This window comes from Mesorhizobium sp. M0870 (genome assembly GCF_040319775.1).
GTDB lineage: Bacteria > Pseudomonadota > Alphaproteobacteria > Rhizobiales > Rhizobiaceae > Mesorhizobium.
In genome coordinates, this window is record NZ_JAMYOI010000001.1 from 533024 (window position 1) to 545426 (window position 12403).

Annotated in this window: 10 protein-coding genes; 8 read left to right on the forward strand and 2 right to left on the reverse strand. The window is 63.9% G+C overall.

What is annotated here, in order from left to right:
• Positions 1-89 precede the first annotated feature (89 nt).
• The 8 genes from NKH97_RS02525 (at position 90) to NKH97_RS02560 (ending at position 9180) form a co-directional block, all read left to right on the forward strand.
• Positions 90-791: a GNAT family N-acetyltransferase gene (locus NKH97_RS02525; protein ID WP_245273050.1), complete on the forward strand. Its 702-nt coding sequence runs from the start codon at positions 90-92 to the stop codon at positions 789-791.
• On the forward strand, positions 788-3514 hold the full coding sequence (locus tag NKH97_RS02530; RefSeq protein ID WP_352628492.1) for a winged helix-turn-helix domain-containing protein: 2727 nt from the start codon (positions 788-790) through the stop codon (positions 3512-3514). Before NKH97_RS02525 ends, NKH97_RS02530 begins: the two co-directional genes overlap by 4 nt.
• 82 nt (positions 3515-3596) lie before the next feature.
• Positions 3597-4718, forward strand: coding sequence for a histone deacetylase-like amidohydrolase (locus tag NKH97_RS02535; protein ID WP_023808834.1), 1122 nt, complete (start codon positions 3597-3599; stop codon positions 4716-4718).
• Between the two features lie 4 nt (positions 4719-4722).
• On the forward strand, positions 4723-5580 hold the full coding sequence (gene urtB / locus NKH97_RS02540; protein ID WP_031212284.1) for an urea ABC transporter permease subunit UrtB: 858 nt from the start codon (positions 4723-4725) through the stop codon (positions 5578-5580).
• Positions 5577-6563 carry a branched-chain amino acid ABC transporter permease gene (locus NKH97_RS02545; RefSeq protein ID WP_023808836.1) on the forward strand — a complete coding sequence of 329 codons (987 nt, stop codon included), beginning with the start codon at positions 5577-5579 and terminating at the stop codon, positions 6561-6563. The genes urtB and NKH97_RS02545 overlap by 4 nt, the downstream gene beginning before the upstream one ends.
• Entirely contained in the window at positions 6560-7264 is a 705-nt protein-coding gene (locus NKH97_RS02550; protein ID WP_023808837.1) for an ATP-binding cassette domain-containing protein, read from the forward strand. Before NKH97_RS02545 ends, NKH97_RS02550 begins: the two co-directional genes overlap by 4 nt.
• Before the next feature lie 2 nt (positions 7265-7266).
• Positions 7267-7968, forward strand: a complete 702-nt coding sequence (locus tag NKH97_RS02555; protein ID WP_023808838.1) for an ABC transporter ATP-binding protein — start codon at positions 7267-7269, stop codon at positions 7966-7968.
• Positions 7969-8166: 198 nt separating this feature from the next.
• Complete coding sequence (locus tag NKH97_RS02560) at positions 8167-9180, forward strand: substrate-binding protein (RefSeq protein ID WP_352795300.1); 1014 nt, start codon at positions 8167-8169, stop codon at positions 9178-9180.
• Between the two features lie 44 nt (positions 9181-9224).
• Here NKH97_RS02560 and NKH97_RS02565 read toward each other — a convergent pair whose 3' ends face one another.
• Together NKH97_RS02565 and NKH97_RS02570 are read right to left on the reverse strand one after the other, a co-directional pair.
• Positions 9225-10871: an acetolactate synthase large subunit gene (locus NKH97_RS02565; protein ID WP_128302363.1), complete on the reverse strand. Its 1647-nt coding sequence runs from the start codon at positions 10869-10871 to the stop codon at positions 9225-9227.
• 86 nt (positions 10872-10957) lie between these two features.
• Complete coding sequence (locus tag NKH97_RS02570; protein ID WP_023808841.1) at positions 10958-12295, reverse strand: aromatic ring-hydroxylating oxygenase subunit alpha; 1338 nt, start codon at positions 12293-12295, stop codon at positions 10958-10960.
• Positions 12296-12403 lie beyond the last annotated feature (108 nt).

Sequence of the window (12403 nt, forward strand, 5' to 3'; positions counted from 1 at the left end):
TTTCAGTCCAGGACTTGCCGTTCAATGCTGCCATGGTCTGGGGAGTTGGCATCGGATGCAGCAAGCCGATACTGCTATCTCTGGAAGACATGACGAGGAATGCGTTGATCACCGAAGACACGATGCCGGCCGAAATCACCGATCTCGCCATTGGCTACCATCGCCTGCCGGCGGGCAAGCTTGCCAATGCGGTGACGTGGATGGAGGCGCGCTCGCCGCAGCCCGATCTCGCGCACCCCTTGGCCATGACACGGATCACGCCCCCCGACTGCGCTTCCTACCGGGCGATTTTCCTAGAGATCGGCGCGCCCTGGCTTTGGGACCGTGTTTCCGAAATGTCCGATGCCGAAATCACCGAGCATTTCGCCGACCCGCGCCAGCATCTCTACTACGGCCATGACGAGACCGGCGCGCATCTCGGTATGGTCGAATTCTTCGTCGCCGACAGCAGCGAGATCGAGATCACCTATTTTGGCCTGTTCCCGTCCCTGACCGGCAGGGGTTTCGGCAAACGGCTGATGGCCGGGGCACTGGACCTCGCATGGCGTCTCAACCCGAGCCGCATCTGGCTGCATACAAGCAGCTTCGATCATCACAGTGTCATCGGGTTCTACAGTGCCTGCGGGTTCGTCCCCTTCGCGACCGGATTTGAGATCATCGACGATCCCCGGATCAAGGGAACCTTGCCGCGCGATGCCGCACCGCAGATTCCGCTGATCGAAACGGAGTGGAGCAATGGCAAGGGAGCCGCGCTTTCGCGGAAAAGCGGCAGGTTGCACGGACCTAGATGAGAACAGCTCCGCAATCCGTCAGCCAAGCGTCGCCGCACCATCGCCGATGGGTGCGCCGCGAGACCATCCTGTCGACGCTGGAGCGCCACATCGACACGCGGATCGTGCTGTTCGCCGCGCCCGCCGGCTTCGGCAAATCGACGACAATGGCGCAATGGGCCACGGAGGTCGCGCGCCACGGTCGGCTGACCGCATGGCTATCCTGCGAGGCAACCGACAATGACGAGGGCGCCTTCCTGTCGCATCTGGTGGGCGCGCTCCGCCATCTCGTCCAGAGCCCAGCGGAACTCGACCTTGCCTTCCAGTCCAGCCCGATCCCCCAGCTCGATGTCATGCTCGCGGCACTGGTCACGGGCCTTGCAGCGCGCGAAGCTGACATCACGCTGTTCTTCGACGACTACCACGCTGTCGAGGCGACGGCGGTGAAGCGGTTCATGGAGCGCCTGACCCGGCAGGCGCCGGCAAACGTCGCCTTCGTCATCGGCTCGCGCAGCCTGCCCGATCTGCAACTCGGCAAGCTCAGGGTGCTGGGCGACATCTTCGAAATCGGCCCCGACGATCTGCGTTTCGCCTCGTCCGAGGCCGAGGCTTTCTTCAACGAGAAGCTGGGCCTGAGCGTCAGCAGCGGCACAGTGGAGACCTTGTGCTCGCGTACCGAAGGATGGGCCGCCGGCCTGCAGCTCGCCTCGCTCTCGCTGAGTGCCGCACACGCACCCGAAACCTTCATCGGCAATTTTACCGGCGCCAACCGCAACGTCGCCGACTTCCTGATGGGCGAAGTGTTTCTGGAGCTGCCGCCGGCAATCGCAAAATTCCTGCTCTACAGTTCGATCTTCGAACGCTTCAGCGCCGAAGCCTGCCGGGCGGTGATGCGCGCGGCGGATGCCGAGGCGGCGATTACCGAGATCGAGACGCGCAACCTGTTCCTGGTGCCGCTCGATGAAGAGCGACGCTGGTTCCGCTACCATCATCTGTTCCGCGATTTCCTCAGCCGCGAAATGGAACGGCGCGAACCGGAGATGATCGCGCCGCTGCATCTGGCGGCCGCCGAATGGTTCGGCGAACGCAAGATGCTGACCGAGGCGATCGGGTACGCGCTGGCCGCCGGCGACCAGGCACGCGCGGCGGTATTCGTCGAAAACAACGCGCTCGACCTCATCGCCCAGTGCCAGCTTCTCTACGTGCGCCAGCTGCTCGCGCTGCTGCCTAGGAAACTGATCGACCAGCGCATCCGGCTGCAACTGGTGGTGCTTTGGCTGGCGGTGCACAGCAGCCAACCCGAGATTGCCCAGCAGACGCTGAGCAATGCGCGCAAGCTGGTCGAGACCGGACCGACTGACAGCAATGACCCAGGCACCATGACCGGCACAACGATCGAGGCCGAACTGGTGGTTCTCGCCGCTGCCGTCCACAGCACGCTGGAGCAGTTCGATCAGGCGCGCGACACAGCACTTGCGGCCCTGCGCGTCATCTCACCCGATGCCTGGTTCATGGAAGGCGCGACCGCCAATGTCATCGGCTACAACCTCTATGCGCTGGGTGACCTCGAAGGTGCCCGCGCCGCGATCGATGCGGCGCGACGGGCGCATGAGCGAAGCGGCAGCCTGCTCGGCGTCACCATTGCCAATTGCTACATGGCCGTTGTCGAGCGTTCGGCGGGCCGCTTGCCCGCCGCCGAGCGGCTGCTGCGCAACGCCATCATCGAGGCCAGGGCGCGGATCGGTGCTAATTCCTATGCCGAGGCCTTGGCCGGAACGCTGCTAGCCGAGCTCGCCTACGAGACCAATGCGTCGGGCGAAGCGCTGACCCTGGTCGAGAATCTCGGCCCGCAGATCGAGGGCGCGGCGGTCATCGTCTATCCCCTTGCCAGCGTGCCGACCTATGCCCGTGTGCTGCAGCTGACCGGTCGCACCGAAGCCGCACTGGACATGCTGGAGCGCGTCTATCAACGCGTGCGCGGCACGGTGTATCGCCGCCTGGCATCGATGATCATGCATGACCGCGTACGTGTGCTGCTCGACCAGAACCGCAATGCCGAGGCGCGCGCGCTGCTGGCCGAGCATCGCGGCGAAGAGACCGAGACTTCGACGGTCATCACCACCGCAAACGAGTTCGAGTTCTTTGCCGAGGGCCGTTTGCTGACGGCGGAAAAATCCTATGCCAATGCAGCGGGGGTTTTCGACGCGCTTCTGGAGCGCACGAGAACCAGCGGGCGCATGCGTCGCCATATATTGGCGCTGATCCTGCGAGCCAAAGCGGCCAGCGCTGCCCACGACCAACGCGAGGCAGACCGCAATCTCCTCGATGCGTTGCGTCTCGCCCAACCTTCCGGCTTCATCCGTTCCTTCGTCGACGAGGGAAGGTCTGTCGTCGAAGGGTTGATGCGGCTGCGTGCTGCCCAGGCGAAGACCGACCCCGCGCTGTCAGCCTATGCCACGCGCATCATCGATGCAGCGCAGGCGATGCCCGTGGCGGCGCGCAAGCTGGCCGCACCAGCCGCTGAGAAGGAACAGCTCACCCAGCGCGAGGCCGAACTGCTGCGCTATCTCACTGAGGGCATGTCCAATCGCGATATCGCCTTGGCGCTGTCGGTGAGCGAAACCACGGTGAAATGGCACCTGAAGAACATTTTCGGCAAGCTTGCGGTATCCAACCGGGTGCAGGCGGTGCGCGCCGCGCAAGGGTCAGCAGGCGCCTATACCCCTCCGAAAGGAGGGGCATAGATACAGGCGCAGCCCCTCTTTCGGGTCGGGCCACATGATCGTTAGCCTGCTAGCGTCACCTGGTTTTTAGAGGACGCTGCGAATGGCGACAGGCTACGTTTTTCACGAACAGCTGATGTGGCATGACACCGGCTCCAGCGCCGACATGATGCCTCCCGGCCGTTTCGTGGAACCCGGCCGCCATCTGGAATCCCCTGGCTCGAAGCGGCGGCTGAACAACCTCATCCAGGTCAGCGGCCTGTCGCGCCATCTCGTCCCGATTATCCCCGAGCCGGTCTCGGTCGAGGACCTGTTGCGCGTCCACACGCAACGTCACGTTGACGACATCAGGATGCTCAGCGAGCGCGGCTCCGGTTTCGCCGGGCCGCAGGCGCCAATCGGCCTCAACAGCTTCGACATCGCGCTGCTGTCTGCCGGCACCACCTATGCCGCGATGCGCGCCGTGCTGACCGGACGCGTCGACAATGCCTATGCGCTGGCGCGGCCGCCGGGGCACCATGCCGAGCCTGATCAGGCGATGGGCAACTGCCTGTTCTCCAACATCGGCGTCGCTGTCCGCCGGCTGCAGCATGAAGGCCTGCTTGGCCGCGCCGCAGTGGTCGACTGGGATGTGCACCACGGCAACGGCACCGAGACGGTGTTCTATTCCGACCCGTCGGTGCTGACCATTTCCTTGCATCAGGACAATCTCTACCCGACCGGGCGCGGTGCGCTGGCCGACAACGGCAAAGATGCCGGCGAAGGCTACAACATAAACATACCGCTGCCGGCGGGCAGCGGCACCGGCGCCTATGAAGCGACTTTCGACCGTGTCGTCGCGCCGGCGCTGCGTGCCTACAGACCGGACCTCGTCATCGTCGCGTCCGGCTTCGATGCGTCCGGCTTTGATCCGCTCGGCCGCATGATGCTCAACAGCGAATGCTTCAGGCGGCTCGCCGCGCGCATGGTGGCGCTGGCCGCCGAAACTTCGCAAGGGCGCCTGATGATGACCCATGAGGGCGGCTACTCCGAGGGCTATGTGCCGTTCTGCGGCCATGCCGTCATCGAGACTCTGGCCAACCATCGCACCGAAGTGGTCGACCCGTTGTCGGAGCATATCGACGAATGGGCGGGGCAGGATCTGCAGTCGCATCAGGCCGCGGCGATCGATGCCGCCGAAGGCCTGCTCGCCGGCCTGCGCCAACGTCTCGCCAGTGCGGCCTGACGCGATGGATTTTCTCATCACCACGCTGCTCAATGCGCTGACGCTGATCAGTATCCTGATGCTGGTCGGGCTCGGGCTGGCGATCAGCTTCGGGCTGATGAACGTGACCAATTTGGCGCATGGCGAGTTCGTCACCGTCGGCGCTTTCGCGGTTTATTTCGTCCAGAGCGTGGGCGGCTCGTTCTGGCTGGGCCTGGCGGCGGCGCCCGTTGCCGGCGCGGTGGTCGGCTGTATCCTCGAGTTCGCCATCATCCGCCATCTCTATTCCAGGCCGGTCTCGACCGTGCTTGCCACCTGGGGCGTCAGCCTGATCCTGCAGCAAGGGCTGGAACTGATCTTCGGGCTCGGCGCCAAGCCGGTGACGCCGCCGATCGAGGGCACGCTCGATCTTTTCTTTACCGTCTATCCGGCCTACCGGCTGATCCTGATCGGCATTGCCATGCTGACCTTGCTCGGCGTCATCCTGTTGATCAGCCGGACGCCCTTCGGTCTCGACATCCGCACCGTCATCCAGAACCGCGAGATGGCCGAAGGCGTCGGCATCAATACCCGGCGCACCTACGCCATCGCCTTCACCTTCGGCGCGGCAATCGCCGGCCTTGCCGGCGGACTGGTCGCACCGCTGGCAATCGTGCTGCCGCAGATGGGGGTGAACTATCTCGCCAACGCCTTCTTCGTCGTCATCGTCGGTGGTGTCGGCTCGATCGGCGGCCTTGTCGCCGGCAGCGTCTTCGTCGGCGGACTGACCAGCATCCTCAATTATCAGATTTCGCCGTCGCTGGCGCAGGCGATCGTGCTGCTGGCTGCCATCGTCGCTGTCCGTCTGCGGCCCAACGGCCTGTTCAACGGAGCGTCGCGATGATCGCCCGCGACCGCAACTGGCTGATGATCTTTGCCGTCTGCGTGGCGCTCGCGATCATCTATCCGTTCTTTGCCGGCGGCTATCAGTTGACGGTGATCCGCGACGCGCTGATCTTCGGCCTGTTCGCGGCGAGCCTCGACTTCTTCTGGGGCCGCACCGGAATCCTGTGTTTCGGCCACGCCGCCTTCTTCGGCATCGGCGGCTACATCATGGCGCTGGTTACGCTCAATGATGCCATCCCCTTCGGAAGCCTGCTTGGCATCATCGGTGCGGTGGCGGGTGCGGCCTTCGTCGCCGCCATCATCGGCTACTTCCTGTTCTTCGGCGGCATTCGTGGCAGCTATTTCACCATCGTCACGCTGGCCATGGGCGTCATCTGCCAGCAGGCCGCGGTTTCCTGGAGTTCGGTCACCGGCGGCGACAGCGGCCTGATCGGCATTCCGCCGATCGAGTTCGATCTTGGCGGCCTGCATGTCGATCTGAGCCAGGATCTGCCCTCCTATATCTTCGTCTCGGCTATCGTCGCCGTGACGGTGCTGGCGCTGTGGTCGATCAGCCGCGGCCGCTGGGGCACGGTGCTGACCGCAATCCAGGACAATGAAGTCCGGGCGGCCGCGCTCGGCCACAATGCGCCGTTGCGGCTGCTCGTTACTTTCGTCTTGTCGGCGGCGATCGCCGGACTTGCCGGCGCGCTCTATGTCTGCATGGCAGGACTGGTGGCGCCCGACCTGTCCGGACTGCTCCTGTCGACGGAGGTGATCGTCTGGGTGGCGGTCGGCGGGCGCGGCACGCTGCTTGGGCCAGTACTGGGCGCCATCTTCATTCAGCGCGCGCAGCAGACGATCAGCAGCTTCAACCCGAGCCTGTGGCCCCTTCTGCTCGGCTGTGTCTTCGTCATCATCGTCTTCGTCCTGCCGGATGGCATCCTGTCGATCTACGCGCGGCTGAAAGGCCTGTTCAAGGGCGGGAGGCGCGCGCAATGAGCGACATCCTGCTGCAGGCCGAGAACGTCGGTATCCGCTTTGGCGGGCTGCAGGCGCTGGAGGCTCTGAACCTCACGGTGCGCGACAAGGAACTCTGCTGCATCATCGGGCCGAACGGCGCTGGCAAGAGCACCTTCCTCAACGTGCTGACCGGCACGCTGCGTCCGACCAGCGGCAGCGTGCGCTTCCTCGGCCACGACATAGCCGGCTTGCCGCTGCATCGCATCGCCCGGCTCGGCATTGCCCGCAAGTTCCAGATCCCCTCTGTCTTCCCGAGCCTCTCGGTGGAGGATAATCTCAAGGTCGCGCGCTGGGGGGCGCCTTCGCCTGCGCGCCCGGTTGGCGAACTCTTGGAGCTGGTCGCGCTGACCAACCGCGCCGCCACGTTGGCCGGCGAACTCGCGCATGGCCAGAAGCAATGGCTGGAGATCGGCATGGCGTTGGCGATAGAGCCGCGCCTGCTGTTGCTCGATGAACCCACTGCCGGCATGACGCCGCAGGAGACGCTGGCGACGGCGCAGATGCTGCTGCGACTCAAAGGTGAATTCTCGATCGTTGCCGTCGAGCACGACATCCGCTTCGTGCGGGCGCTGAACTGCGAGACGTTGGTGCTGCATCAGGGACGCCGGCTGCGCAGCGGTCCTTTCCATGACATCGAGACCGACGAGATGGTCCGCGATGTCTATCTGGGGAGGCGCTGATCATGCTGCGAACAATGGCGGTGTCGGCCGGCTACGGTCTGCTCCCCGTGCTGAACGGCATCGACCTCAGCGTCGCGCTGGGCGAAGTCGTGGGCTTGCTCGGCCGTAACGGCGCAGGCAAGACAACGCTGCTGCGCGTCATCTCCGGCGGCTTGCGGGCAAGCGGCGGGGCGGTGGTTCTCGGAGACAAGGATCTCACCAACGCGCCGGCTTTCCGCCGTGCGCGCGCAGGCATCGCGCATGTGCCGCAGGGGCGCGGGATCTTTAACCAGCTGACGGTGCGGCAAAACCTGGAGGTCGGCACCCGCGCTGCCAAGGACCGTGGCGACGGCGGCATTCCGGCCGACATCTTCGGCTATTTTCCAATCCTGCGCGAACGCGAAGCGCAGGTCGCCGGCACGCTTTCGGGCGGCCAGCAGCAAATGCTGGCGATCGGCCGCGCGCTCTGCGGCCTGCCCTCGGTGCTGCTGCTCGACGAGCCCTCGGAAGGCATCCAGCCGAACATCGTGCAGTCGATCGCCGAACTGGTGCCGCGCATCGCCCGCGAGCGCGGCATCGCGATCATTCTTGTCGAGCAGAATCTCGATCTCGTTCTCAAGGCATCGGACCGCTGCCTGGTGATGGAGAAGGGCAGGATCGTCCACGAAGGTGCGCCTGAGACCTTCGCCGACGAGACCCTGCTGAAGGACCTGTTGGCTTTGTAAGGCGTGCATGGGGCGCGCCTGGGACTGGAAGGGAACACAACAATGATAAGCAGAAGAACTGTCTTGAAATCGGCGGCGCTGCCGCCGCCTTCGCCATAGTCGGCGCGCCGTCGATCCTGCGCGCCGCCGACACCGTCAAGGTCGGCCTGTCGATCCCGATCACCGGACTGCAGGCGATCCTCGGCGAGACGTTGCTCAATTGCTACAAGCTCGCCGCCGCCGAACCTCAACGCCGCCAACGGCATTGGCGGGCGCCAGGTCGAACTCATCATCGAGGACAACCAGACCACGACCAAGGGCTCCATCGACAAGGCGCGCAAGCTCATCAACGAAGACAAGGTCGACGTGATCATGGGCACGATCATTTCGCCTGAGCGCAGCGCCACGCTGTCGGTCACCTCGAAGGCCAAGAAGCTGTTCTTCTACCCGACCAATTTCGAAGGCGGCGAATGCAACCGCTACTTCGTCGCCACCGGCCCGATCCCGATGCAGCAGGTCGACCCGATGATGCCATGGGTGGCAGAGAACCTCGGCAAGACGATCTATGTCATGGCTTCGGACTATGCCTGGCCGCAGAAGATGACCGAGGCGATCACGGCGGCCTATGAGAAGGCCGGCGGCAAGATCATCGGCGCCGATTACTATCCGTTCGGGACCACAGATTTCGGCCCGGCCTTCCAGAAGATCAAGTCGCTGAAGCCCGATGTCGTCTGGTCGATGGTGGTCGGCAACGACGCCGTCACCCAGCTCAAGCAGTATCGCAGCTTCGACATCAAGCAGCCGCTGATCGCCCCGCTCGACGAGGTCTTCAACAAGGACGCGCTGCCGCCCGGCGTTGCGGCCGGCACCTATGCGCCGCAGCCCTACTGGATGGCGCTGGACAATCCGGTCAACAAAAAGTTCATCTCCAGCTTCCGTGAGAAATTCGGCCAGGAGAAGATGGTCAACGGCATCGGGGAGGCCGGCTACAACGGCCTGCATCTCTACGCGCTGGCCGCGGAGAAGGCGGGATCGCTGAAGGACGACGATGTATTGGCCGCGCTGCCGTCGATCGAGTTCGACGCACCGCAAGGCAAGATCCGCGTCGACGCCACCAACAACCACACACTCTGCCATTCCTATGTAGGCAAGGCGGCGGCCGACGGCATCGGCTACGAGATCGCTAAGGATTTCGGCACCATCGCGCCGGTAACGCCTTACTGCAAGGTGTAGGGTCTTCCGCCCAAGCAATCCTGACGGCGGCTTTGTCGCTGCCGTCAGGGCGTCTGCGGCGCAGGCAGACGCTCGCGCAATTCGTCGACGAGCACCCTGGTGTTTTCGGAATAGTCGATAGGCACAACGACGAGATGCACGCCGCCGCCGGTGAAGGCCTGTTCCAGCGCCGGCCGCAAGTCGGCGATCTCTGCAACCCTGGTTCCCTTGGCGCCATAAGCCTCGGCATACTTGACGAAATCGGGATTTCCGAAGGTCATGCCGAAATCCGGAAATTCGTCAACCGCCTGCTTCCAGCGGATCATGCCATAGGCATGGTCCTCGAGCAGCAGGACGACGAGGTTGAGCTTGAGCCTGACGGCGGTCTCCAATTCCTGGCTGTTCATCATGAAGCCGCCATCGCCGCAGATGGCCATGACACGGCGCTGCGGATAGAGCAGTGCCGCCATCATCGCCGACGGCAAGCCCGCGCCCATGGTGGCCAGCGCATTGTCGAGCAGGATCGTGTTTGCCATGCGCGTCCGGTAGTTGCGCGCGAACCAGATCTTGTACATGCCGTTGTCGAGGGCGAGGATCCCGTCGGCCGGCATCACGGCGCGCACGTCGTGCACGATGCGCTGCGGCGTGAAGCGATCTTCGGTGGCCCGCGCGGCGATCCGGCTCAGAATGCCTTCCCGCAGCGGCAGCAGGACCTGCGCGTTGGGGATCTTGCCCTCGATGCGGTCGGCCAGCAGCGCCAGCGAAGGGCCGAGGTCGCCGACGATTTCGGCTTGCGGGAAATAGACCTGCTCGACATCGGCTGATTGGTAGCCGACATGAATGACCTTCGGCCCCTTCGCCCCCATGATGAAGGGCGGCTTCTCCACGGTGTCGTGACCGATGGTGATGATCAGATCGGCCTGCTCGATGGCCTCGTGCACGTAGTCGCGCTCCGAAAGGGCTGCCGTTCCCATATAGAGCTCCGTGCCGCCGGGCACGGTGCCCTTGCCCATCTGCGTGGTGAAATAGGGAATTTGCGTCCGCAGCACGAACTGCGCGACGTCGGGGGTCACGCGCGGTCGCGACGCCGCCGCGCCGAACATCAGCAGCGGGCGCCTGGCTTCCAGGATCATACGGGCGGCGCGATCAAGCGCGCCTGGACTGGCCAGCGGCAGTTCGACCGGGTGCGTCGGCACCAGCGCGATCGGTTCGCACTCGGCCGCCGCAATGTCTTCCGGCAGTTCCAGATGTACGGGACCGGGACGCTCTTCCTGGGCGACACGGAAAGCTTCGCGCACCAGCGAGGGGATCATCTTCGGCGAGACGATCTGGCGCGACAGCTTGGTCAGCGGCTTCATCGCCGCGACGATGTCGACGATCTGAAAGCGCGCCTGCCGGGATGACAGGATGCCCTTCTGGCCGGTGATCATGATCATCGGCATCGCGCCGAGCAGCGCATAGGCCGAACCGGTCGAAAGGTTGAGCGCGCCTGGGCCAAGCGTGGTGATACACACACCCGGCTTGCCGGTAAGCCTGCCATAGGTGGCGGCCATGAAAGCGGCTGCCTGCTCGTGACGGGTCAGGATCAACTGGATCGAGGAGCGGCGGATGGATTCGACGATATCGAGATTTTCTTCGCCCGGAATGCCGAAAATCCGTTCGACCCCTTCGTTCTCGAGGGCCGCGACGAACAGATCCGAACCTTTGGTCATAAACTGTCTCTCCCGCAACATTCCGTCGGCCCCCCTTCATATGGCATCGGAATGCGACGCCTCAAAGAGGCATCTTCGGCCGCGGGTCAGAGGCGCGTGTTGCAACTCGCCGCTTTCGGCGAAGCGAAAAGTTCCTTCGGCGCAGACCATTGGCTGACGGTCGCGCCGCGCGTGCCGGTGATCAGCGAGCGCAGTTCCGACAGATAGGTCTGCACGAAGAACGAGGTCTGGCTTTCCAGCGGCGTATAGGGCCCCGGCCGGTAGGCGCGCGACATGATGCCGTCGGCATTGTCTTCGGTGATCTTCTTGTCCTGCACCGTGGTGATGTCCCACATCCAGCTGATCGCATCGGCGTCGACGTCGTTATCGGCATCCTTGTCGACGAGCCAAGTCAGGATGACGTCTGTTTCCATGGCGTTGCGCGGTATCATCTGGAACAGCGTGACATAGTCATTGGCAGCACTTGCAAACGACAGGCGTCCGAGGCGAAAGCCGCTTTCGCCGCCATCATAGGCACGACGACCACCCATCAGGCACGAGACCCCCTCGCCCGTATTGGACAGCGTGTTACGGCCGGAGCCGATCGGCTTGCGGTGCATGGCGAACGGCATCGTGTCCAGGTCGCCAGCCTGCCACGCGCCCTTGTGGAACTCGGCATCGCCGATGACGCTGTGCCAGGCCTCGATTTCGTTCTGCCACTCGACCGCCTTGTCGGCATCGCGGGTCGCGGTCACTTTGACATGACCGTTGACGCGGTAATATTCGGGGTGAGCCGGACGGCAGTGATAGCATTCAAGGAAGTTCTCGAGCACCAGCTTCCAGTTCGCCTTGGTCAGGTAATTCCTGCGCGCAACGATGCGTGCGCGGTCGAGGCCGTTCTCGCGCAAGCCACCGGTCAGCCCGTCCGCGACAGGCTGGATGTCGGGCAACGACTTGGCATCGAGGCCGCAGAATACCAGGCCGCCGAAACTCTTGCAGGGCACCCGGTGCAGGCCGAGCGTTTCCGGATCGGCGCTTGTAGGAAGGTCCTGCCGCGACTGCAATTTGCCGGTCAGCCTGAACGACCAGGCATGATATGGGCAGACCAGAAGCTTGCCGCGACCATCCTTGGCGCAGAGCCGCGAGCCGCGATGGGTGCAGACATTGTAGTAGGCCGCGATGTCCTCCTCGCCATCGCCGAAGCGCACGACGATGATCTCTTCGTCGAACAGCTGGCGCACGATGTAGCGGCCCTTTTCAGGGACCTCGCTGGCATGGGCGACAAGCATCCATTGGCGCGGAAACCACAAGTCACGTTCCAGCGCGAAGATCGTAGGGTCGGCATAAAAGGCCTGTTCCAGCGACCAGTCCGGACGTTGCCGGTCGATCAGCCTGACGGTCTCGCTTCTGTCGATAGGCTGGCTGTTCGGTGTATAGGCCTGCACTGCAACACCTTTCTGCTCGCTGGCGTTAGGATGACGTTTCGATAGGAATGTGCGATGCGGAAAGGCTTGCGGCAAACACAGAAATGATAGACCTTCATATCGAAAAGG